The organism is Planctomycetia bacterium (assembly GCA_034440135.1).
Classification (GTDB): Bacteria; Planctomycetota; Planctomycetia; order Pirellulales; family JALHLM01; genus JALHLM01.
Genome location: JAWXBP010000341.1, coordinates 1 through 24,066, shown reverse-complemented (window position 1 = coordinate 24,066; position 24,066 = coordinate 1). Strand labels below are relative to the sequence as shown.

Genomic DNA, 24,066 nt, shown 5'->3' with positions numbered 1-24,066 from the left:
GGGAACTCAGTCTAAGTCGCCCGGCACATTGCACAAGCGCCGCTACGCGGCCGCCAACGGCGCAACGACGAGCCTGGAACTGTAGGCGTAGGCCGCGGCCAAGATCGTCAGGAACGCCGCCACGCTGGCGAACATCGTCGGGTAGGCCGCCACGCCGTTGCGTTCGGCAAGCCAAAGCAATCCGCCCGCCAGCGGCGAGACCACGAACGCGCCGAAATCGAACATCGCCATCGTGAGCGTCGTCGCCAGCCCGCGATAGCGCGCCGGGAAGGCGCGGCTCACTCCGGCCGTCGCTGCGGGGAACAGCATGGCATGCGCGGCGCCGATCATGAACGCCGGCACGATCAGGTGCCAGCCTTCCGTGATCGGGATAAAGCACAGCATCCCGGCGATCAACGAGCTAAGTCCGCATAGTGCCACGCTGCGCGTACCGTATTGATCCGCCATCCGCCGCAGCGCCATTCGGGCGCCGAACGCGGTGATCGTATAGACGCTAAAAAACCAGGAGATCGACGCCACTTGAATCGACGCGGCGAAGGGGCGCACGAAGACCGTCGGCAGGCTTAAGCCAAAGCCCATCGCCGCGGCGACGACCAGCAGCGGCCCCGGTCGATACTTTCGAAGCACATAAAAAATGGGCAACCGCCGATGTTGCGGATGGCGCACGGCGTTGCGCGCGCCGAACGTCGCGCAAACCAGCGACGCAAAACCCATCGTCGCCGCGCCGCAGAACATCGACCAGATCGGCGCGTGCGCCGAGAGAAAATCCGTCAGCAACGTCCCGCATTGCATGCCGAGAAAGCCCGACGTACCGAGCGTGCCGACCACTTCCGCCAAGCGCTCCACGGGCGCCCGCGACGAAACGTACGCGATGCTCGCGCCATAACAACCGGCGATGCTGGTTTGATAGACGATCCGCCAGAAGTAAATCGCCGAGCCGTCGACGCGCGCCACCATGAGTTGCGCCAGACAACTCACGACAAATCCCGCGAGCGATGCGATCCAGATGATCCGCGGTCCGTAGCGATCGATCCCAGCGCCCAGAAAAATGCGCATCGACAGGCTGCCCAGCATGCCGACGCCGACGATCCACCCCAAGTGCTGTTCGCGACCGCCCAGGTGCGCGACGAAATCGGAGTAACGAAACAGCAAGCTGACGGCCGCCACCATGAAGAAATTCGCCGCGTAGCTGAACCAGAAATTCCGGTCGTACGCGCTCGCTTGCGGCGGCTTCGGACGGAGGGCAGGTTTCGCGCGTGCCGGCCGGGCTTCGGGAAGATCCAGACTGGCCGTGGCACGCATCATCGGGGCGGGAAACTCGGCGGGAAGCGAATCACCCATTATACGCCGCGCCGTCGCCGGACTGCGGAGAATCCCAAACCGAATCGCCATGACCAACTCGCAAAGGAAGCGAAATACGTGCGGAACCTCCAGCGGACACGCTGCCGGAGGTCTCGGTTCAGACGGTTGCCCGCGATTCTTTGCGATGCGTCTCGCGCGCCGCGGTCACAGCAAGTGATTTCGCCGATGGTCGGCCGCGGTATTCCCATTGGCTCGCGAGCGCCGCAAGCAACATGGTTTGCCCCACCAGAGCGGTCGGCAACCCAACCTTCCACAACAACGCCTGATCGCCGAACAGCGACCAGACGGCGAGCGCTATGCCGCAGGTCAGCGTCGACAATCCGCAGAATAAACCGATCCGCGCGATCCACGCTCGCAGCACGGAGCGATCCGGCGTGTTGGCAGTCGCACTCTTGGCAATCGCCGAAGCTTGTTCGTCCGGCTGGGCAAGTTTGCCCAAGGCGTCGAGGCGACGCGCGATATGGTCCAGGCGCGCCCGCGAATAGCCAAAGTTAGGCAAGCGAGGCGAAATCGCTTCCGCCGTCTGGTCGCGGCGCGTTGATTTGGTCGACGGCGTGACGTTGGTCAGATGAACGCCAGCCAGGTCGGCGAACGCGTCAATCGCTTCACCGCACTCTGCGCAGACCGCCACGCCGTCGGCATCTCCGACAATCGCCGCGACATGTTGCTGACACCGCGCGCACCACATGCGGCCAGATCATCGACGGATTTTCGTGCGAACTTGAGGAAAACCATGTTGAACCGCGGAGGCGCTGAGACGCAGGAGAGAGAACTTTGGGTCAGCTTCGCCGCTCGCCATCGGTGCGTTGTGTGAAAGCCGCTCGCCTCACTGCTTCTTTTTGCCGCCGATTTCACTGAAATCGAGGTACTGAAAGTCGCCGACGGTTACACTTTGGTTCGCGCGGGAGTATTGGATCGTGCCGGCGCGGGTTTCTTTGGGCGCGTCGCCGACGCGTTCGATGCGACTAATCACGGCGTCGGTGTAGCCGTCTCCTTTGAGAGTAATCAGGTCCTTGGCTTGCGCGTACGTGAGCTTCGACGCCCAGGCGTTGAACTTTTGCGCTTCGATGCGCGTGTCGCCGTCGGTTTCTAATTCGGCAGTGGGTTTGCCTTGCGGATTCTTTGGGCCTTGCCGCACCGTCAGGGCGTCGGTCGTGAGCCAAAAGCTTTCCGCATCTTTCGGATTGAAGCGGCGCGGATCGAGTTTGGCCCGCATTTCGGTCACGGGGCCGTACACCGCCTGGACCCTGTGGTGAAACGTCATCTCTTTGCGTTTCATGTTGCCCGTGATGGCCTCGGCGAATTCCACGCCCAGGAAATTGAGCTTCTCGGGCTTGTCCCCCGGGGCAGCGGTTGACGGAGGCGGTTGTGCGATCGAATTCTCCATCAACGGATTCTGCGAGCCGAATTGCACGCTCTGCAGTGAGCCGTGGCCGTGCGCCAAGAGGTCGCCTGATTCTTGATCGATGCCCAAATCGCGCGCGCGCAATTCGCGATAGGCGACGAGTTGGCCCAGTTCATATAGGTACTGATAGAGATGCACGTCGCCGGTGCAATCGATTCGCGCCAGCTTCGTCGGCGCTTCGTTCGACGCGCCCGGCGATTTGTCCGCCATGCCGCGCTGGAAGTTGATCGGCTCCTGCATCGTGACTTTCAATTCGTTGGCCTTCAGCACCTGTTGTTCTTGCCGCGCCTCGGCCTGATGGAAGCGCGCGATGAGGCCGTCGAATTCCATGCCGGCTTGCCAGGTGACTTGCAGAGGCTTCGGTTCTGGCAGCGGATTCCCGTCCAGGTCACGGTCGACAAAGATGTCCATCTTGCCCGCGCCCGGCGCAAGCAACAAGTTTGCGGTCTGGTCGAGTTCGATCCGCGGCGCATCGAGCGCCATGCCCTGGGCTTCGACATGCGCTGGCCGTCCGGTGATGGTGACGAGCGATTGTTGCGGCGCTTGTTGCGTGAGATGCACGCGATCGCCAGTGAGTCGCATCGGCTTGTCGTCGGGGTTGGTCGTCTGAATCTCGTTCAGCTCGACGTCCTGATCGATGACCAGCTCCGCCAGCCGCGCCTGTGGTTCTTCGAGAATCAACTTGATGCGCAGGTTCTTGCCGCGCACGTCGAATCGCTGCGCCGGCGGCGCGTCCACTGGCTCTTGCGCCAATAGATTGGGCGTGGCGGTCAACGGCGTTGCGCCGATGATGGGGGAAGGCGATGGGGCGCTGACGCCGGCGCCTTGCGCCGCCTGTAAATACACGCTGGGCTGAATGACCGACGTCCCTGCGGCCGTCGGAAGGAAGTTCGCAGGCGCGATCGTCGCGGGCTGTTCGAAATACGTCTCCAGACGATCGACCTGTCCTTCAATCTGCGTTGAGTTGAACTTCACGTCGCCCGTGGCCAGCAAGCGGTTCGGCGTCGGCTTCGACTTCGTGCCATCTGGAAGTGCAGCGCCGGGAATCAGCCAGGCGTGGATTTCATCGGCCGCCAGATCGCCGCGCGCGAACGATTTCACATACGCGCGACCGGTGACAGAGAGGACTTGCATTCCTTCATGCGGACGCAACCGCGCTTCGTGCGACCAACGGGCTTCGATCGGTTCGTCCGGTTGATCCGGCAGCGTGCCGCGCATCCAGCCCGGGCCAATCGCCAGGAAGCTGCCCAGCTCTCCTTTCGTCGCGCTCGGGGCGAAATGCAACTCCCGGGCCTGAATTTCATTCGCGGCTTGAGAGACGCGTACTTGTTCCCCTTGCCGCCTCGCTTGTAACATCCCGCTGCGCGTGCGCAGATCGTAAGCGAGGTACTCGCCACGGGCTTCGATCTTGCTGGACGGCGCGCGGGCAACGACGGGATTGCCGAACGCCTCGATCCAGGCCGGCTCCAGCTTGGGCAATTTGCCGGGCGAAGTGGAATTCGCAGCCGGCGCAGCGGCGCCTCTCGGCGAGAAATGCACCGCCAGCGTTTCGCACAACAATTGATCGCTCGGCGCGTCCGGCACGAGCCGCAGCACGTCGACGTGATCGGTGAATGTCGCCACGCGGCGCTCCACGTCAAACACAAATGGCCCGCGGCTCGTAATTTCGACCGGCGGCTCCGGTTCTTTGGGCTTCTCCGGCGTTCTGGACGGGTCGGCCGTTTTCTCTTCCTGCTTCACATCGTCCAGTGCCAGATGCAGTTTCACGTCATGCATCAGCTTGAAACTGTTGATACCGCCGACGTTGGGTCCGTGCGTACCGCCGTTGTTCGCGCGGTCCGGCAGCAGTTCGATTTGCATCAAACGGCCGGAACCATTGGAGCGCCCGAGACGAAAGGAGACCGGGGCCTCGGTGACAATTTGGTTACCGGCAAGCTGCACGTCGCGCGTCCGCACGAGCAAATCGTCCTCCGGACCGGGATCTTTCTGCCGGCTGTGGATAGTGATCTCGCCGGTCAGGTCGCCGCCGATCAACTTGCCAACCCGCGCCATGCGAATGTTGAATTCCTCGAACTGCAACACGGCCCCTTCCGGCGCCCGCATCAACACGGCGCGGCGAGCTTTCGCTTCGTTATCGAGTTGCTCGTGATCATCCGGCAGCAGCACGACGGTGCAGGGGCGAATTTCGACGCGGCCCTCGCCCAATGTCTTGTAATCCTTGAGGATCAACATCCCCTGGCTGGTTTCCAGCACCTTGGCGTTGTCCAGTTCCCAGTCGCCCGGCTGAAAGAAGATTTCCAGCCTGCGCCGTTGTTCTTCGACGGCGTTATGAATGCGATCGGGACCCCGTTGCTCGCGATTGGTCGCCACGCGGCGCGGCGGCTCGATCAGCGGCACCGCCGTCAGCCGGAAGACGACGAACGCCAAGAGCACGATGCTGAACGCCAAACCCGCATGCTTCGCGCGCGACAACCGCGGGTAACGCTCAGGCGTCCAAGCGTTCCAGCGGGTTCGAGCGTTAAGCCAGAGAGCGGACATGGGGGGTAGTTAGGTCAAGGGATGGACGGAGACTTGGGTGGAATGACTCATTTCTAAATCTGAATGACGAATGAAATCCGAATGACGAAGCTCGAATGACAAATGACTGGCCACAAGACTTTCGACATTCAGGCATTCGAATTTGATTCGTCATTCAGATTTAGAACTTCGTCATTACTCGTATTTCCTCACCAACTCTTCCCAGCGGCGTTGCGATTTCAGGATCATCTCGATGGTCTCGCGCACTGCGCCTTCGCCGCCCTTGGCGCTGGTCACATAGTCGGCCGCTTGGCGGAGTTCTTCGGCGCCGTCGGCCACCGTGACGCCGAGAGCGACGCAACGCATCGCCGGCAGGTCGGGCAGGTCGTCGCCGATGTAGCAGACTTGTTCCGGCGTGAGTCCCAATTGCGCGATGATGTCGCGCGCCGCCGGCAGCTTGTCCTCCGTGCCTTGGCGCACGATGTCGATGCCCAACTCCGCCGCCCGCACGTTGACGATGTGCGACGTGCGACCGGTGATCACGCCAAAGCGACCGCCGGCGCGCCGCCACAGCTTGACGCCGAGACCATCGCGGATGTGGAAACGCTTCGACTCGATGCCTTGGTTGTCATAAATCACGCCTCCATCGGTGAACACGCCGTCCACGTCGGACAGAATCAACGAAATCGGCCGGCAAAGTTCAGTCAAAGACATGGGGGCGAATGACGAAGGTCGAAATCTGAATGACGAATCAAATCTGAATAACTGAATGTCGAAGGAATGTTTAACCGCGAAAGGCGCGAGCGATCGCGAAAGTTGGCGCCGCTATATGTTGTGGCGCGGTCTCCCGACCGTGCCACCGGTCCGACCGAAGGTCTCCAATTCCCTTCGTAACCCGACCCCGTGGCACGGTCGGGAGACCGTGCCACAACGCGCGTAGCTCCTTTACTCCTCTGCTCCTCCCCTACTCTTTCCCCGCCGCCTCCGGAAACAAACCCATGATGTCGGTGATGTCGAGCAGGCCGACGGGGCGGCCCTCGGCGTCGATGACTGGTAGTTCGCTGATTTTTCTTTCCGCCATCAGCGCTACCGCCGCGTGCATGGGTGAGCCGCAGAGGACCGTTTTTGGGCGCGCCGTCATCAGTTCGCGGATCGGGCGATCGAGATCGCCTTCGCGCTTGGTTTCGAATAGCCGCGCGAGATCGCTGTCGGTGAAGATGCCGGATAGCATGCCTTCCGCGTCGAGCAGCATGATCGCGCCGCTGCGGCGGCCGGGGCGGCTGACTTCGACGAATACTTCGCGCGCGGTGAGTGCGTCGTGGGCTACGCGGCATTCTTGCCAACGTCGCATGTGACGATCGACGTCGCTTAACATGCGCCCCAAACTGCCGCCGGGATGGAGCTTGGCAAAATCTTCGCGGCCGAACCCGCGCATCTGGCAGGCCACGAGAGCCAAGGCATCGCCGAGCGCCAGCATGGCCGTGGTGCTGGTGCTTGGCGCCAGGCCGAGCGAGCCGGCTTCACGTAAACGCCCGAGTTCCAATACGATTTCACTGGCGCGGCCCAGGCTGCTGTCGGCGCGGGCGGTAATGGCGATGATCGGCAACGCCTGCGTCCGCGCGCAATCGACCAAGCGCGTGATCTCTTCAGTTTCGCCGCTCTGCGAGAGCGCGAGCAGTATGTCGTTGTCTCCCAACAACCCCAAGTCGCCGTGGATTGCTTCCGCGGGATGCAGGAACGCGCTGCGCGTGCCGGTGGAGCGCAACGTTGCGGAGATTTTCCGCCCGATGTTGCCGGCCTTGCCCATACCGGTCACGACGACCATGCCGGCGCACTCAGCGACGAGTTCCACGGCTCGGGCGAACTCGCCGTCCAAAGTCTCGGCCAGGCGCGTGATGGCCTCGGCTTCTTCGCGAAGGATTTGCCGCGCCGCGCGAATCCGCTCGAAGGGACTCAGCCGCCCGCCGCGCGATGGCGCAGGCTCGTCGGCAGGCCACGGAAGTGCGGCGTCCATGCTCATAAATTCGGTCGTCCCTGACCTGGGTGCGTCGCGAAGCCCATTTCGCGCCGGCGGATTCTAGCCGCCGGGCCGATTCGCGGCAATGTAATCGTGGTAAGCTGCGAAACGCTGTTGACGGTTACCGGCGCTGCTCTCGTTAAGTCCTGGGAAGGCCCTCCTAGTCGTCGCAAGATAGTTAGACTGTGGGTGGCCTTCCCTGGGCTTGTCGGTTTCGACGTCGATTTTCTGTATTCGCGTGATTCGCCATGCATCCCTGTCTTGCCCAGATCTCCACGCTCAATGCCTCGTTCGCGCAAGATATCGAGGACTACGCCGCCGGCGCGTGTCACTCGATCGAAGTGTGGTTCACCAAGTTGGAGAACCACGTTCGCGAGCATTCATTGGAGCATGTGAAGGAGCTACTCGCCGAGCACGACGTCCGGCTGTCGGTCGCCGCGGGTCAGGGCGGGCTGCTCACCAGCCAAGGGGCGGCCCGGGCGGAAGCCTGGCGGCTGTTCGATTCTCGGCTCCCACTCTGCCAGGTGTTGGGAATAGAGACGGTCGTCATCGCAGGGGACGTCGGCGCGCCGTTTGCGCAGGTCGACCTCGACCGGCTGCTGGTTTCCCTGGCGGACGCGGCGCGCCGCGGGGCCGATCACGGCGTCCGGCTGGCCTTGGAATTCCAGGCCGAAGCGGCGTTTCCCAATAACCTCCAGACCGCGGCGGCAATCGTGGAACAGGTCGGGCTGCCGAACCTCGGGCTGTGTCTGGATGCCTTTCATTTCTCGGTGGGACGGAGCAAGACCGAGGATCTGGCCTATCTTGGCCCGCATAACCTGTTCCACGTCCAATTATGCGATCTGGCCGACCGTCCTCGGGAACTGGCCTCAGACGCCGACCGGATTCTGCCGGGCGACGGCGATTTGCCGCTGGAATCGCTGCTGGAAGCCCTCCGCGGCTTGGGTTATGCCGGCCACGTGTCCATCGAGCTGATGAACCCGGTGATCTGGCAGATCTCCGGCCGCCAGTTCAGCGAAGTGGCCATGACCGCCCTGCGTAAGCTCCTCGGCCAAGCCAGTATGCAATAATTGCGTGGCCGAGAGGACCTTTAACGACCCTGCCGTGCGGTCGGAAAAAGCCGGGACTCTCCGGACGCGGCTGGCGTCGAATGACAGCGGTTCGCCGTCCGCGCGATCATCCACGATGGTTACGACGCAATATCGCATGACGCATTTTCCGGACTGACACAAGGCTGAATCTATTTGCCCCGGCAGGGGCGTCAGACAATAGCCAGGGGCGCGAGCCCCTGGAAACGGATGATAACCAATTTCGTAGAGCCCCAACGGGGCGACACAAACAGTGTACCGAGAGCCGTGCCGCCCCGATGGGGCTCAACGACATTTCGCGGGAACTCCGATCCAGCGGTTTGCACCGCTGGCTATTATCTGTCGCCCCTAGCGGGGCTGGGATTCGCTGACCTCGATGCACTAACGCGAACAATTTGGATTGGATGCTGACAACTGTAAACGTCTTCCGAATTCCCGCCGCGACGCTGCTCTTTCCTGATAGTCGATTCACCGTTTCGAGTAGCCATGAAAATGGCTGACGCCATGGCCCAAATTCAAGCTGACCGCAACTTGCTGTTCGGCATTCTTGCCCTGCAGATGGATTTCATCACCAAGGACGGCCTGGTGGCCGCGATGAACGCCTGGGTGCTGAACAAGCAGGCGCAGCTCGGCGAATTGCTCGTCGAGCGGAAGTTGATGGATTCAGATCGACGTTCGTTGTTGAATGCGCTGGTCGAAGAACACGTCAAACTGCATGGCGGCATCGAACAGAGCCTCGCGGCGCTGAGCGCCGTGGACACCGTCGTCGAGGAATTGCGGTCGATCGCCGATGGAGATCTCCAGGCCAGCCTCGCCGGTTTCGCACATCAAGTCACCGCCATGGGACGCAGCACGCTGCCACTGACGGGCCTGCGCACGAACGGCAAGTCGAACGGCGCCGTGGCGTCGGTCGCAGTTGCCGCGCCGCCGGAGAAAAAGGTCTCGCGCTTCGAAGTGTTGCGCCCCCATGCCGGAGGCGGACTCGGCGAGGTCTTCGTGGCTCGCGACACAGAATTGAATCGCGAAGTCGCCCTCAAGCAAATCCGCCCGCGCCATGCCGACAATCTGGAAAGCCGGGCCCGCTTCCTGCTGGAAGCCGAGGTGACCGGCGGTTTGGAACATCCCGGCATCGTCCCGGTTTACGGGCTCGGCGCCTACGACGACGGCCGACCGTACTACGCGATGCGGTTCATCCGTGGCGACAGCCTGCAGGATTGCATTCGCAAGTTCTTCGCCGCCGACGGCAATTCGAAGCGCGATCCGTGCGAACGAGCTTTGGCCCTCCGCGAGTTACTGCGCCGCTTCGTCGACGTCTGCAACGCGATGGAATACGCCCATAGCCGCAGAGTGTTGCATCGTGATTTGAAGCCCGGCAACATCATGGTCGGCAAGTACGGCGAAACGCTCGTCGTCGACTGGGGGTTGGCGAAACCATTGGATCAAGTCGAAGAGGCGGTCTTTCCGGGCGAAGGCGCGTTGCGGCCGATGTCGGCGACGGGCACCGTGGAAACGCAGGTCGGCCGGGCGGTCGGCACGCCGGCGTACATGAGTCCGGAACAGGCCGCGGGGCGAATCGATCAACTTGGGCCCGCCAGCGATGTATACAGTCTGGGCGCGACGCTGTTCGCGCTGTTGACGGGGCGGGCGCCGTTCGAGGGCGGCGATGTCGGCAGCACATTGCAACGCGTGCAGAGCGGCGATTTTCCCAGGCCGCGGATCGTTAACCATCGCGTGCCGAAGCCGCTGGAGGCCATTTGCGTCCGCGCGATGGCGCTCAAGCCGGAGGACCGTTACGCGTCGCCGCAAGCCTTGGCGCACGACCTGGAACATTGGCTCGCCGACGAACCGGTCGGGGCCTACCAGGAAACCGCAAGCGAAAAAATCGGCCGCTGGACGCGGCGACACCGCGCGATCGCGCAATCCAGCGTAGTGGCCTTGCTGGCAATTGCCGTGGTCTCGATGATCGCTTGCGCATTGATCGAACGCGCACGGGACGCGGAAGCCGAAGCGCGGAACAACGAATCAATCGCCCGCGCCGAAGCGGAAGCCAGCTTCCAGGACGCCAAGAATGCGGTGAATGAATTCTTCACCAAGGTCAGCGAGGAAAAGTTGCTGGAAGTGCCGGGCTTGCAGCCACTGCGGCGCGAGCTGCTGGAATCGGCCGAGCGCTACTACACCGGCTTCATCAAGGATCGCGGCGACGATCCGGACCTCAAGCTCGACCTGGCCGCCGCGCATTATCGGGTGGGCCGGATCGCCGACGAGATCGGCACGAATCAAGCGGCGCTCGAATCGTTTAACCGTGCCATGCAAGTGCAGGTTGCAGCCGCGCAAGCGCCCGACGCCCCGATGTCGGTGATGGAAGATCTGGCCAACACGCACAACGCGATGGGCGAGGTGCTGATGGAATCCGGCATGTTACCCGATGCCCAAGACTCCTTCGCCAAGGCGCACAAACTGCGCGACGATCTGGTGCGCCACGTCGATCGCGACGGCAAGTTGCGCCGCAAGTTGGCCAACAGCATCAACAACATGGCCGCCGTGCAGTCGATGATGGGCAAGCCCCAATCGGCGATCACGGAATTCGAACGCGCGCTCGACGAACGTGAAAAGTTGGTGCTCGACTTCCCGAAGGAATCGCTTTATCTCAGCGACCTGGCCGAGGGCTACTACAATCTGGCCGCGTTCCACCTGCAACATGAGAACCCGGTGGCCGCGCGCGAGTCCTTGGAAAAAGCTCTGGCCGCGTATCGCGACGTCTTGAACCTGGAACCCGGCAATCCGGACTTTGAGCGGGGCATGGCGCTCAGCTGGCGCGAGCTCGGACGTGCCGAGCAGTCGAGCGGCAACCGCGAGGCCGCGTCCAAGGCCTATGAGGAATCGCGCGATCTGCTGGATCGCCTCTCCGCCAAGAACCCCTTCGTCGTGGAGTATCAGGCCGACAACGCCGCCGTCTATATTGATTTAGCCAACCTCTCCGAGGAAGCACCCAATCTCGCGATCGAATGGCTTACCCGCGCGCGGACGATCCTGGAACGGCTCGTCAAGCTCGATCCGGGCGATGCGCGCTACGCGAGTGATCTGCTCGTGTGCTTGACGAACCTGGGCCTCAATCAATTGCACGCCGGGCAGGCCATCGCCTCGCGCGATACGCTGGAACAGGCGCTGGCGAAGTATCAGGCGCAAGTGGATGAGCATCCGACGTTGCAGCAGGACGAAAAACTGCTGACGCACGAAGCCGACTTGCGGTATGCCGTGGCACTTGCACGTGCGCAATCAGACAATTTGCCGGAAGCGTTGCCGGTCTACCTGCAAGCCGAGAAACTTCGCGAGAAACTGTTGCAAGCCGACCCGCGCGACGCCAGCCGACTGATGGCGCTGGCCCGCTTGCAGGACGAGTTGGCCGTGGTGCATTCGCGACTGGAAAATCCCGATCAGGCGATCGCCGCCTGTCGCGAGGCCACCCCTCATTTCCGGACCGCGCGGGAATTGAAGCTCGACGAGCCAAGCCGCCAGGAGCTGCGCCAGCATCTTCGACAATTGGCGGTGTTCGAGCGAGAATTCGGCGGCATGGACGAATCGCTGGCCGCGCTGTCGGAGCAGCGTTCGTTGAGCGGCGACCGCGCGGATGAGTTATACGCCACAACGATCGAGTACTGTGCCAACGCGGACTGGGTCGGCGGCGACGAAGAGGACGCCCTGACCGTCGAGGAGCTGGCCCAACGCAACCGATGCTTGGACGAGGCCCTGACCACGCTGCAAGCCGCCGTGGCCGCCGGGTATGATCGCGCGCAGCTCAAGGACGATCAGGAATTGGGGCTCTTGCGCGATGACCCGGACTTCCAGCAGTGGCTCGGCAAGCCTTAAACCGGGATTCGGAAACAACTTGCGTTTCAGTCCCTGCGAGCTACTCCGGTCGCTTCACGGCAGAAACTTCCTCACCGTCAGTGCCGGTGTAACCGATACATTATAGAGGGTGAGGTGCTGCGCCGAGCGCCGTCGTTGCGCTCGCCAGAGCTTGCCGTTCCGCAGGATGCGGAGTGGGATCGTTCGCCAGGAGCCGCGGCACATGGGACGGAACCCTTATATCGCCTTGATGGCCGGCACGCTGTGCGCCGCCGCGTTGACTGTTCCGGCGCGCGCGCAAGACGACGAACCCAGCTACGCGACCGACGCCTGGGACTCGCCCGACGAACAATTGGCCTGGCAGCCGCCATCGCCAACGCCGCCAGCACCGACTGAATTGCAGCCCAGCATCGTCGATGGCAGCACGGCCACGACGGAAACTCCACGACCCCGAACGAATCCTTCGCGACGATCCAGTTCCGCGTCACAGTATGCGCTCGGCGGCGGCGCTTCCGCCGTCTCGCGCCGGCAGGCCAATACGCCGTATATGATCGGCGATTTGTTCGGCGCGTCGCTCTACCAGCTATCGGTGCAGGGCGCGGAATATAAAACCACGGCCGTCTACTTCGATGCCGCGCTCGACAGCGACTTCCTGTCAACGTTTGCGAACTTCGATCACCCTGGCGGCGGCGGCGGCGGACTGCCGATCGTGAACGGTCTTCCAGCGCCATTCGCCAACGCCTTCGACAGCAGCGGCGATGGCGAGCCGGACGTGTTCCCGAACGTGCCGCAACCGGGCGGATTGACGACCGTAGTCCTAAATGCCCAGGGTCAGCCCGGCACGCTCGTCTTTTTGAGCGGCGCGGGCTATCTCGTGCGGCAGCAGATCTCGACGCCGCCGGGGACGTTTCTCAATCCGCAAACGGCGATCAACAGCTCCGCGCGAAGTCCGGTCGACGGCGACGCAGGCGTGCCGGGTCTGGCGACTGCCTACGATTTGCAATACGAGTACATGTTCCGCCCCGACGCGGTGATCGTGAATGTGCCCAGCCCGGGCGGCGGCGGCGCGGTGGGGCGCGTGAAGATCGCGGAGAACGACAGCCCGATTCCGCGCGACCGAGTCTTCTTCAACTACAGCCTGTTCCACAACGTGCCATTCAATTCGAGCGATCCGGACGTGAATCGCTACACGCCGGGCTTCGAAAAGACGTTCTGGAACGGTCGCGGTTCGGTGGAACTGACGGCGCCCTTCGCGTCGACGCTCGATAGCAACCTCACGGCCGGCGAGATCACGAACGGCAGCAACACCGAGTTCGGCAACGCCTCGGTTATTCTCAAGCTGCTGCTCTGGTCGAACGACAATTGGGCATTCGCCGGCGGCCTGGGCGTGAGCGTGCCAACCGCCGACGACGTGGTGGTCTCACTCGCGGATGGGCGACCGCTGATCGCGATCGACAACGACGCGTTCCACCTGCAGCCGTTTCTGGGCTTGCTCTGGACGCCGAGCGATCGCTTCTTTGCGCAGGGCTTCACACAACTAGACGTCGACATTGACGGCAACCCCGTCTGGGCTGATTTGCAAGGATTAGGTCTCGAACGCTTCGGCCGCCTCAACGATTCCACGCTAATGATCGCCGACTTGGGCGTCGGCTACTGGATCCATCGCAGCAATTCCGGCAAGGTGACCGGACTCGCTCCGGTCTGGGAACTGCACTACAACCGTTCGCTGGAAGACCAGGACGTGTTGCAGCGGGGGAACCTCGTGCTTGGCAACGCAAATCAGGACGTCGACGTGCTGAACACGACGATCGGTCTGAACGTAGAGCTGTTCAACTACGCCTTGATGACGGTCGGTTACACCGCGCCGCTCTCCGACGCGACAGATCGCCAATTCGATGGGGAATTTCGCGTGATGTGCAACATCGGCCCGCGACCGACCCGCGCGGCGCGTGCGCAGTTCTAGGCCACCAACACGAGTGGTTCGACACAAGTCATTTTTCGGGTGCATGAAAACAGTGGGCGCCTGGGGCAGGGGCGCAGGTGTCGCAATCTCCATGGTCCATCACACTGGGGCTTCAAATGACTTGTCAACAAGTCGATACGATGCCCCAGCTACTTCGAATTGGTTGCCGTATTAGATTGCCCCAGCCCCAGGCGCCCACGGGAAGGCATTCACCCGAAAATCGACGTGTGACGAAGCAAATGCCCCTAGCGCAAGCGAGGGAGGGTTGACGTGGCACACGTATCGAGACAGCACTCTCAGTTGCGCCGACACAATTCAACGGAGAGTTTTATCTCCAACGGCAACCGAAGTTTACTCTGCCTCGCTGGTTTAGGGACAGTTATGTCCCAGCCCAGCACGTCGGGTGTGCTCTGAGCCAGATCCGACGGAGATCAACGCAGCAGTTCCGTCACCACGCGCGCCGGTTCGACGCCGGTGAGTTTGGCGTCGAGGCCTTGGAATTTGGTCGTGAAGCGCGTGTGATCGATGCCGAGTTGGTGCAGTAGCGTGGCGTGCAGATCATGCACGGAAACGCGATTCTCGACGGCGTGGTAGCCCAACTCGTCAGTGGCGCCGTAGCTGAGGCCGCCGCGGAAGCCGCCGCCGGCCATCCACATCGTGAAGCCCGCCAGATGATGATCGCGGCCGTCTCCCTGGGCCATTGGCGTGCGGCCGAACTCGGAACCGAAGACCACGATGGTGTCGTCCAACATGCCGCGTTGCTTCAAGTCGGTGAGCAGGGCCGCCGCGCCGCGATCGACCTCGGCTGCGGAGCCGGCGACATGATCCTGCACGGCACCGTGGTGATCCCAGTCGCGGTGATAGAGCTGAATGAACCGCACGCCGCGTTCGGCCAGCCGTCGCGCCAGCAAGCAATTCGAGCCGAACGTGCCGTCGCCGCCGCGGGTGCCGTAGAGATCCAGAATCGATTGCGGTTCATCGCTCACGTCGACCAGTTCCGGCACGCTGGTTTGCATGCGAAACGCCATTTCGTACTGCGCGATGCGCGTCGCCACTTCGCTGTCACCGGTGGTCGCGGCCTGGATTTGATTCAGTTCCTTCACCGCATCGACGACGTCCCGTTGCCGCGCATCGGTGACGCCTGCCGGCCCGTGAACGTATAGCACGGGATCGCCGACGCTGCGAAACTCCACGCCTTGGAAACGGCTGGGCAGAAAGCCGGAATGCCATTGCCGCGCGGCAATCGGTTGCTTCTGGCCGTAGTTGCCGGTCGAGACCATCACGACGAAGCCCGGCAGATTGTGCGTGTCGGCGCCCAATCCATAGAGCAGCCAAGAGCCCATCGCCGGGCGGCCGGCGATCATCGAGCCGGTGTTCATGAACGTGTGCGCGGGATCGTGATTGATCGCTTCGGTATGCATTGAGCGCACAATGCAGAGATCGTCGGCGCAGCGCGACGCCAACTCGGGCCAGATCGTGCTGATTTGCTGGCCGGACTGGCCCCAGCGCTGGAACGGATGCTGCGGCGCCAGGCAGACGAGCTTTGACCCCTGCAACTGCGCGATCTGTTGGCCGTTGGTGATCGATTCCGGCACGGCTGGCCATTCATGTCGACCAGTTTTTGTTTGTGGTCGAACGTATCCAGATGACTCATACCGCCGGCCATGTACAGCCAGATCACGCGCTTCGCCCGCGCAGGAAAATGCAGCGGCCGCACGACGCCCGGCCATTCACCGGTCATCGGATCCGTCGGCGCGGAATCACTCGTCGCGGCGCGGCCGGATTGTTCGCGCATCAGTGACGTAAGCGCCATCGAGCCGACACTGAGGCCGGACGAGCGGAGAAACGTGCGCCGCGCGATGGATGGGGGCAGCCGCATGGTGATTACACTCCAAGTCTTCGACGGGCATATCGTTCAGAACCACTCCCGGAACAGGTGGCACGGTCGGGAGACCGGCCATAACCGCGGGCTCCTAATTGCGCGTCACGGTTTCGTGCAGATTCAAAATAGCGCGCGAGACGCTTGTCCAGGCCGCGAGTTCGCTGCGATCGATATCGACTGACGCGGCATTCTCATCGATGCCCGTCAGCGCTGCGACCGCGGCTGGATCGTCGCGCAGTTGGGCGAGATGTTTCTCGTACAGCGATTGGAGCGCTGCAACTTCCTCCGGTTTCGCCGGGCGCAAGAGCGCACGTTCGAAGGCCCAATGGATGCGCGCATCCGTGTCGGCGCCGCCTTCACGCATGAGCTTGGCGGCGAACGCGCGAGCGGCTTCGACGTAAGTGGGATCGTTCAGCAACACCAGGGCCTGCATGGGCGTGTTCGAACGCGGGCGATCGGCAGTGCATTCCTCGCGGCTCGGCGCGTCGAACGCCGACAGTGACGGATGCAAATACTGCCGCTGCCAATGGGTGTAAACTCCGCGCCGATGGAGTCCGTCGCCCTGCGAGTTCTGCCATTCGCGCTGCGGGAAATTGAGATATGCCCAGAAGCCAGGCGGTTGATACGGTCGCACGCTCGGCCCGCCGACGCGTTCCACCAACAATCCGCTGACCGACAAGGCATTGTCACGCACGAACTCGGCGTCCAGGCGAAAAGCGGATTGTCGCGCTAGCCAGCGATTCGCGGGATCGAGCTCGCGCGCCGCGTTGCTGACCACGGACGATTGCTGATACGCGTTGCTGAGCACGATTTGTCGTACCAGCCGACGTACATCCCAACCATGGTCGCGAAAATCCGCGGCGAGCCAATCCAGTAGTTCGGGATGGCTGGGCCATTCTCCCTGCGCGCCGAGGTCATCGACGCGCCGCGACAGGCCAGCGCCAAAGAGCAGCTTCCAGACGCGATTCACGAACACCCGCGCCGTCAAAGGATTCTCGGGCGAGACAACCCAATTCGCGAGGTCCAGGCGATTCAACCGCCGATCCGCCGTTGGCGAAGATGGCAAGCAGTCGGGAAAGCCTGGCTTGACGATCTCGCCGCTTTCGTCCATCCAGTTGCCGCGCGCCAAGACGCGAATCATGCGCGGTTCGACGGCCGCGGTCACCAGGCTGGTCGAGATCGATTGCCCTAGTGCATCACGCTCCGCGGTAAGTACCGCCAGGCGACTGCGCGAGGCATCCAGAGAAGGGGCGATTGACCGAAAATGCGCCGCCAACTCCGCCTGTTGCTCCGTGGATCGCGTTTCGCCCGGCGCCACGAGGATTGCCGCGATGGCAGGCGGCGGATAGTCGAACATCCGCGCCGGCAATGCTTCACGGGCAATCGCCAGGCGGAATTTTCCGAGCGTGTGCCGCGGACTGTCGAGAGACTGACGGAGCGTGAGGGTTACGACGTCGGCCGGGACCATCTCGACCGGCTCGGAGCAGACAAACACGGCGGATTGCGACTGGCCGACTTGTTCGGCGATCGCCCAGCCCCAGGTCGGGCCATGCTGATCGCCGTCGATGGCGGCCGCGACCGCCCAACGTCCGTTGGGATGTCCTTCGGAGTACGCGGTTTGCTCGAAGGTCGCCGTGGCACTTTGGAACGCGATGGTCCTGGCGTCCGTACCTTCGGCGCTGGACGAAACCTTCGCATCGAATTCACTCAAAACGAAGTTGCCGTTGTCGGCGCGGCCGGGTCCGAGTTGCGGCAACGACTCGTCCGGCAACGTTTCGAGTCGGATGGCCGTGAACGTGCCGGACAGGCCAGTGAAGGAAACGGTGTAGACGTCCGTCGTCGGACTTGCGCCGGAAGCCAGCACCGCGTCGTTTGCCTGCACGGTCAACGTCGCGCCCTCGGCCGAAACGACCGACGCGGGAGCCAATGTCGTCCACTCAATGTGTCGTTGTTCCCAGGCCAGCTGCTCGCGTTCGAGATCAGGCGTGTTCGTCGCGAGCACCTGCCCTGTGGCGGAGATCTGGGTTTCGAGTTCGGCCAGCTTTTGAGATTGCTCCGGAGTCGGCGCTGAAATCCGAGGGCCCCAGTTGCCGTCGGCGTTCGCCCCGGAATAGAGGCCGCGCTCCTCGATGTCTGCGAAGAAGGCTTCGAGGCTGTAAAAGTCCTTCGTCTTAAAAGGATCGTACTTATGATCGTGGCATTCGCAGCACCCCAGCGTGACGCCGAGCCAGGCGCCGCTGAGGTTGCGCACGCGTTCGGCGATGTACTTGGCCAGATACTCCTTATCCTGCACGCCCCCTTCGGCGCTCATCATGCCGAGGCGGTTGTAACCGGATGCAATGCGTTGCTCCTGCGTCGGCTGGGGCAACAGGTCGCCAGCCAACTGCTCGCGCGTGAAGACATCAAACGGTTTGTTGCGCCAAAAGGATTGAATCACATACTCGCGATAGGGATGAACGCTCACCTCCTGATCGCCGTGATAGCCAACGCTGTCCGCGTAGCGCACCAAGTCCAGCCACCAGACCGCCATGCGCTCCGCATGTGCAGGGGACGCCAACAAGTCATCGACGTAGCGCTCCCACGCGCCGGGCGTCGTGTCTTGGAGAATTTGCGATACGCGCTCCGGCGTCGGCGGCAAACCGGTGAGGTCAAGACTGACTCGCCGCAACAGCGTGCGCGGATCGGCCGGCGCGGAAGGCGCGAGTTCGTGTTCCCGCATCGTTAAGAGCACTTGTCGATCAATCTCGTTACGAATCCAGTCCTCGTGATGGTTGCTCGCTGCATCCTGTGGCGGCTCAATGGGAAGGAACGACCAATGCCCCTCCCAGGATGCGCCTTGATCGATCCAACGCCGCAGCGTCTCGATCTCCGTGTCGCTGAGCGGCTTGCCGAATTCCTCCGGGGGCATGCGCTCGGCGACATCTTCCGCCCTGATCCGTTCCACGAGCCGGCTTTCCGCCGACTTCATCGGTACCACCACGCCAGGCTCGCCGTCGACGCCCAACAAACCGGCTTCCGTATCAAGTCGCAATTCCGCTTCGCGCTCGTTCTTGTCGGGTCCATGGCAAGCGAAACACTTGTCAGAGAGAATCGGGCGCACGTCACGATTAAACAACACGCGCTCGCCGCTCGACAGATCATCGGCTTGCGCCGCGACTGCCGATAGAAACATCAGTACGATTGCCACGCCGACGCGCGATATTTTGAATCGAAAAAGAGCGGCCTGACTGGGCATGAAATGCCTTTCCCCGGAGGTCAGCAATGGGACACGCGACCAGCGGCCATTATGACTCACGCGCTGGCGTGAAGCCAATGGTCGCAGGACGGTCGCGCAAGGCGCGGAGACGCGGGCCAAACGCCCGCAGTGACGCTTGGCCCGCCTGTTTTTGACTGTGGCTGTGAACGCCGCGTTGCCAGCGGCTTACTCCGGCATCGGCAGCAGCACCGTCGCGTTTTCGTCGAACGTCGCTACGCCGGGCTTGCCGTTGATGAGATAGCTCACCTTGAGGTGCTTCACGACATTGGGCGAGGGGTCGCCGCCGAAGCACTCGTTGTAATTCGCAGACGGCAGGCCGATCAGGCGCAGGCCGCTCGCGTGGTTTTTTAGGACGTCGGTGACGTCGCGCTGGGATTCGCCGGCGCCGTACTCCGCTTTGACAATTTCGATCTTGACTGGCTGGAGGCCCAGCTTCTCAAGCAAGTCCGCCATGTCGAGCGAGGCGGGATCGAGCTTCTGGACGATCGCCAGTGCGACGCGCTGCGATTCGCCTTGTAACGTCGGCGACTCGCCGGCGGCAATTGCGGCGCGCAGCGCGGGAACACTCGGATAGCGTTCCAACACGGCCAGTGCAAGATTCTGCTCTTCGATGCGGCTAGCGGCCGCGATCGCCTCGGCGCACATCGCGGCCCGTTCATCGTCGGACATCTGGAACTGCCGTGCCAAGCGCAGATAACCTCGCAGCGCCCGGATGCGATACTTTTCGCTCCCGGCGTCTTTCGCCAATTCCAGCAAGGCGGGCCCGGCCTCCACGTTCATCCATTCGCCCAGCACCTGGCTGCCGGCGTCTTGGAGCGTTTCATTGCCGCCGCGCATCGTGACGCGAATCGTTTCCAACGCCGTGGGTCCGCCCATCGCGCCGAGCGTGCGGAGAAGTTCGACTTGAGCGACTGACGGCGCTTTCGCCAATGCGTCCGTTAGTTGTTGCGCGCAGGCTTCGCGATCGGCCATCCGCAAAGACGCGGTGCGCAACGCACGCTGGGCGGCTTGGGCGTCTTCGGAATTCTTGCCGGCCACCGCTTGGGCGATCAAGACGTGCAAGTCCTTGGCTTCAACTGTTTCACCGAGCGACGCGAGCGCGCCGCCGCGAATCGCCGCATCATCCGCGTCGAGCAGCTTGACGAGCGACTCGGTCGCTGCGATACGCCGTTCGCCGACTGCTTCGAGCAATGCGAGGAGTTGCTTGCCTTTCGCCGTAGCGAGACGCGCAGCAATTTCCGCGTTGACGTTGTCGCCTGGCAAGGTCGCGATCGCCAGCTTCGCACGTTGCGCGAGATCGCCGTCGTCCGCCGTGCAGATTTCCAGCAAAGTCGCCAAATGCGAAGCATCGCCGGCGCGGCCGATCAGGCCGACGGCGGCGACTCGCACGGGCGAAGCCCCGGAATTCGCGGCGATCAAAACTTCCGGCGTTACCGCCGCATCCTCGCGATCCGCCAGCGCCGCCAACAACATGACAGCCCGCTGTGGATTCGCATTTGCGAGCTCGGCGCCCAAGGCCTGCGCGACTTCGCGCCCGGGCAGTTCGCGGGCGGTACTGAGACCAATTTGCAACTGGCCTCGGTCCGACGAACGCAGTTGCTCGACCAGCAGAGGAATGCCTTCATTGCCGCGCGAGAGAATCGCGCCGCGCGTGGCTTCCAGAATGCGTTGCCGCGGGGCTTCGGATTCGCGGACTTCATCGTAGAGCTTCACGGCGTCGTCGTTGCGACCCGCTTCGAGCATGCGCTCCGCGCACAAAATGCAGCCTTCGGCCACGGCGCTGCGGACTTCGCCCGACGTCGTGGACAAGGCCTTCCGCAAAGCTTGCGCCGCCGCGTCGTTGCCAATGCGGCCCAGCGCCACTGCGGCTGCTGACGCGACTTCCCCGTCGGCATTCGGCAGGCGAGCGATCAGCACTTCCACGGCGCCGGCGTCGCGTCGCACGCCGATGGAGTTGAGTACGCCCACGAGCAAGCGTCCGGAAACCTTGTCGGTGGCGTTGCGTAACGCCTCGTCCGCTTCCGGTCCCGGAATGGCTTCGAGCGCGGTGCGAGCCCAGGAGTTGAGTTGTTCATCTTCCAGCAGCTTCGCCAACTCCGGCACCGTGAGCGCACTGCCGTAGATGGCCAGTTGTTTGCAGGCGAGCGCCTGATCGGCCTTCTCGCCGGTTTGGAGCACGGTGAGCAACTCGCGTTCTTTCGCGGCGTTGCTGGCGTCATCCGCGAGTGAGATGGAATGGCAAAGCGACCAGGCGACGGCCACCAGCAATGCGGCACGTCGCGTGGGGAATGCGGATCGTAACATCGAGGCAATCCTGTAGGGGAGGTGTGCGCGATTTGAAGGAACAGACTCAACGCGGCAGTTGCGAAACCGGCAGGGCGACTAGACGCGCCACGGTTCGCGCAAGGCTTCCGACCGCAGTCGGTTGGCCTGTTCATCGTCGATGAATTCGTTCTTCACGGGGTCGTATTTCAACTGGCGCTTCAGCGCGAGCGAGATGTTCGCGGCGTGGCAAGCGATATGGGCGTAGCAGGCCGCGTCGGCGTGCGCCTTCGGCAGGCTGCGCGTTTTCACGCAGTCAAGGAAATCGCGGACGTGGAAGGTTGCTGGGTATCCGCCGATTTCTTCCACGGTCTGTCCGGCCAGCAACTCCGGCGAGCTGAGCACCATTTTCCCGCTATCGCCGGTTTCCACCCAACCGGTTTCGCCTTCGAAACGGATGGGGCAGGAGCCGAGTGGAATCCAGCCGGTTTCGCGAATGATCAGCTCCACGCCATTGGCATAGCGGGCGACCATCTGGCCGTTCTCGGGCGGATTGTATTCGACCGGCACCGTGTCATCCGCGCCGACGCCCAACTGGCAGAGGTCCACGCAATGGGAGCCCCATTCCAAGATGCCGCCGCCGACGAGCCCGCCCCCTTTTTCGAAGTTGAAGCCGTCGAGCAGTTTGGCGTTGAAGGGCCGCCAGGCCGCGGGGCCGAGATACATGTCCCAATCGATGACATCCTTCGCAGGCGCCTGTTCCCCCGGCAGCCAGCCGCTCATCACGGCTTCCATCCCGGCCGGATGGGCGTACGCTCGCTTGAGCTTGCCAAGCTTTCCGGACCGCGCAAGTTCACAGGCGAAGGCGAAGTGCGGCAAGTTGCGGCGCTGCGTGCCAGCTTGAAATACGCGGCCAGTGCGGCGCATCGTTTCGGCCAGGATCAGGCTTTGCGAAATGTTCTTCGTGCAGGGCTTCTCGCAGTAGATGTCCTTGCCGGCCCGGGCGGCGTTCATCGCCGCGGTGGCGTGCCAATTCGGCCCGGTGGCGATCAGCACGGCGTCGATGTCGTCGCGGGCGAGGAGTTCGCGGAAGTCGCGATACTGCGCGCAATCCTGGTTGCCGTACTGCTGATCGGCCATTTGCTTCACGGCGTGGCGGCGCGCCGCCTTGATATCGCACACGGCGACGAACTGGACGTCCTTCTGTTCCAGAAAGCAGCCCAGGTCGTAGGTCCCGCGGTTGCCGATGCCGATGCCGCCCAGGACGATCCGCTCGCTCGGCACCACGGCGCCATCGCGACCCAGGGCCGAACTGGGAATGACCTGCGGGGCCATCACCGCGGCGCCCACGGCCGCGGCGGACTTCAGAAACCGCCGCCTGGAAGCTACTCCGACGCGCTTGACCATGACTAAGCTCCTCGCCTTGCCGCGGCGGCGGACATCATCCGGCGCCGGGGAACTGGTTGCCTGGATACCAACGGTTGCCACTATAGATTCTCCGCCCGCGAATTGCCACAAGCGTGTCGCGGCTCTCCCCGCATTCCCTGCCTAACCCTTGCCGGACTCACTCAGCTTGGTCGCCAATTTGTTGGGCAAAATTGGCCCGGGATTTGCTTTCCGACCGCCCTGCTAGAGAACAACGGCAACTACGTCCGCCATCGCGCGGAATCGCTTGCCATGACCTTGATTTACACACGGACTATTCCATGTTTTCCGCGCTGCTTTCGCTCGTGACCAAAGTGATGGTCGTGGTGGGGATCGCCTTCCATGTCGGCGCGGCAATCGTGCTCGCCCGCAGCGCATGAGCGGCGCCGCAACGAAGCTGGGACTTCGCGGAACGCGTCAAGAAATCGACACGACGCTCCCTCAGATGCGACTTGGTTGCAATGGCGTTCCGCCCCCACGGCCGGCGCCCACAATTTAGTCGCCTCCGCGTATTGCGACCTGTGCGGAATGCTATTCCACTGCTACTGCGCTCTCGGTTTGCAGCGCGTCGACGAGGTCCTGGAAACCAACCTGGCTGCCAGACAACCACTTGCTGGTCCCCTCGAGCCGCATGATTTCCGCGGTCTCCGGATCCTGGGGATCCATGTTCAGCATCAATGAAGTAAAGCGCTTCGCAAGATCGCCGTCAAAGTTCGAAGCTGCCGTAAACACGCAATGGCTGAACTCAGGCGAGGTCCAAATCGCTTGGATGAATGCGCCTTCCTGGCCGTTGCTTTGCACGTTTCTCCAGAGATCTTCAGTGACGATGCCGGCCTCGCCACGCCCTGCTCGGAGCGCCGCCAAGACGTGTTCAGGGCTGGCGCAGGGATTCCCGCGGAAATCGACTTCCTTGTCGAGGCGAATCAATTCGACGCCTGTCAGCTTTAGGCTCTGTTGACGATTAAATCCGCTTTAGGCGGATGAATCCGAGGGCCAGTTGGATGATTGCCAGAAATGTTTGTTTCAGTTTTTCGTAGCGAGTG

Annotated in this window: 12 protein-coding genes and 1 pseudogene; 3 read left to right on the top strand and 10 right to left on the bottom strand. The window is 62.7% G+C overall.

Annotation, left to right across the window (positions count from 1 at the left end):
* Nucleotides 1–42: 42 nt before the first annotated feature.
* The 5 genes from SGJ19_20655 to SGJ19_20635 all read right to left on the bottom strand — a co-directional run bounded on the left by SGJ19_20655 (nt 43) and on the right by SGJ19_20635 (nt 7,298).
* Nucleotides 43–1,392 (bottom strand): MFS transporter, encoded by a 1,350-nt coding sequence (locus SGJ19_20655; GenBank protein MDZ4782664.1) that lies wholly within the window; start codon nt 1,390–1,392, stop codon nt 43–45.
* Between the two features lie 67 nt (nt 1,393–1,459).
* A complete protein-coding gene (locus tag SGJ19_20650) occupies nt 1,460–2,050 on the bottom strand; it encodes a hypothetical protein (protein ID MDZ4782663.1) in 591 nt (196 codons plus the stop codon).
* A 138-nt stretch (nt 2,051–2,188) separates the two neighbouring features.
* A complete protein-coding gene (locus SGJ19_20645) occupies nt 2,189–5,305 on the bottom strand; it encodes a hypothetical protein (protein ID MDZ4782662.1) in 3,117 nt (1,038 codons plus the stop codon).
* A gap of 174 nt (nt 5,306–5,479) precedes the next feature.
* A complete protein-coding gene (locus tag SGJ19_20640) occupies nt 5,480–5,998 on the bottom strand; it encodes an HAD hydrolase family protein (protein MDZ4782661.1) in 519 nt (172 codons plus the stop codon).
* A 250-nt stretch (nt 5,999–6,248) separates the two neighbouring features.
* Nucleotides 6,249–7,298 carry a KpsF/GutQ family sugar-phosphate isomerase gene (locus SGJ19_20635; GenBank protein MDZ4782660.1) on the bottom strand — a complete coding sequence of 350 codons (1,050 nt, stop codon included), beginning with the start codon at nt 7,296–7,298 and terminating at the stop codon, nt 6,249–6,251.
* A 251-nt stretch (nt 7,299–7,549) separates the two neighbouring features.
* Between SGJ19_20635 and SGJ19_20630 the strand changes: the two genes are divergently transcribed.
* The 3 genes from SGJ19_20630 to SGJ19_20620 all read left to right on the top strand — a co-directional run bounded on the left by SGJ19_20630 (nt 7,550) and on the right by SGJ19_20620 (nt 14,198).
* Nucleotides 7,550–8,371, top strand: a complete 822-nt coding sequence (locus SGJ19_20630) for a sugar phosphate isomerase/epimerase family protein (GenBank protein ID MDZ4782659.1) — start codon at nt 7,550–7,552, stop codon at nt 8,369–8,371.
* Between the two features lie 522 nt (nt 8,372–8,893).
* Nucleotides 8,894–12,256, top strand: a complete 3,363-nt coding sequence (locus tag SGJ19_20625) for a protein kinase (protein ID MDZ4782658.1) — start codon at nt 8,894–8,896, stop codon at nt 12,254–12,256.
* A gap of 202 nt (nt 12,257–12,458) precedes the next feature.
* The gene (locus tag SGJ19_20620; protein ID MDZ4782657.1) at nt 12,459–14,198 is read left to right on the top strand and encodes a hypothetical protein; all 1,740 of its coding nucleotides are present in this window, start codon (nt 12,459–12,461) and stop codon (nt 14,196–14,198) included.
* Nucleotides 14,199–14,629: 431 nt separating this feature from the next.
* Here the strand turns inward: SGJ19_20620 and SGJ19_20615 are convergent.
* The 5 genes and pseudogenes from SGJ19_20615 to SGJ19_20595 form a co-directional block, all read right to left on the bottom strand.
* Nucleotides 14,630–16,077: pseudogene (locus tag SGJ19_20615) on the bottom strand (DUF1501 domain-containing protein).
* 94 nt (nt 16,078–16,171) lie between these two features.
* Nucleotides 16,172–19,267 (bottom strand): PSD1 and planctomycete cytochrome C domain-containing protein, encoded by a 3,096-nt coding sequence (locus SGJ19_20610; GenBank protein ID MDZ4782656.1) that lies wholly within the window; start codon nt 19,265–19,267, stop codon nt 16,172–16,174.
* 234 nt (nt 19,268–19,501) lie between these two features.
* A complete protein-coding gene (locus SGJ19_20605; protein ID MDZ4782655.1) occupies nt 19,502–21,640 on the bottom strand; it encodes a HEAT repeat domain-containing protein in 2,139 nt (712 codons plus the stop codon).
* 78 nt (nt 21,641–21,718) lie between these two features.
* Nucleotides 21,719–23,005 (bottom strand): Gfo/Idh/MocA family oxidoreductase, encoded by a 1,287-nt coding sequence (locus SGJ19_20600; protein ID MDZ4782654.1) that lies wholly within the window; start codon nt 23,003–23,005, stop codon nt 21,719–21,721.
* Between the two features lie 549 nt (nt 23,006–23,554).
* Complete coding sequence (locus SGJ19_20595; protein MDZ4782653.1) at nt 23,555–23,950, bottom strand: PhnD/SsuA/transferrin family substrate-binding protein; 396 nt, start codon at nt 23,948–23,950, stop codon at nt 23,555–23,557.
* Between the last annotated feature and the right edge of the window lie 116 nt (nt 23,951–24,066).

Excerpts from the sequence above, each read along its gene's own strand:
- SGJ19_20655 (MDZ4782664.1), bottom strand. The coding sequence starts at position 1,392 with ATGGCGATTCGGTTTGGGATTCTCCGCAGTCCGGCGACGGCGCGGCGT.
- SGJ19_20650 (MDZ4782663.1), bottom strand. The coding sequence starts at position 2,050 with ATGTGGTGCGCGCGGTGTCAGCAACATGTCGCGGCGATTGTCGGAGAT.
- SGJ19_20645 (MDZ4782662.1), bottom strand. The coding sequence starts at position 5,305 with ATGTCCGCTCTCTGGCTTAACGCTCGAACCCGCTGGAACGCTTGGACG.
- SGJ19_20640 (MDZ4782661.1), bottom strand. The coding sequence starts at position 5,998 with ATGTCTTTGACTGAACTTTGCCGGCCGATTTCGTTGATTCTGTCCGAC.
- SGJ19_20635 (MDZ4782660.1), bottom strand. The coding sequence starts at position 7,298 with ATGGACGCCGCACTTCCGTGGCCTGCCGACGAGCCTGCGCCATCGCGC.
- SGJ19_20630 (MDZ4782659.1), top strand. The coding sequence starts at position 7,550 with ATGCATCCCTGTCTTGCCCAGATCTCCACGCTCAATGCCTCGTTCGCG.
- SGJ19_20625 (MDZ4782658.1), top strand. The coding sequence starts at position 8,894 with ATGGCCCAAATTCAAGCTGACCGCAACTTGCTGTTCGGCATTCTTGCC.
- SGJ19_20620 (MDZ4782657.1), top strand. The coding sequence starts at position 12,459 with ATGGGACGGAACCCTTATATCGCCTTGATGGCCGGCACGCTGTGCGCC.
- SGJ19_20605 (MDZ4782655.1), bottom strand. The coding sequence starts at position 21,640 with ATGTTACGATCCGCATTCCCCACGCGACGTGCCGCATTGCTGGTGGCC.
- SGJ19_20600 (MDZ4782654.1), bottom strand. The coding sequence starts at position 23,005 with ATGGTCAAGCGCGTCGGAGTAGCTTCCAGGCGGCGGTTTCTGAAGTCC.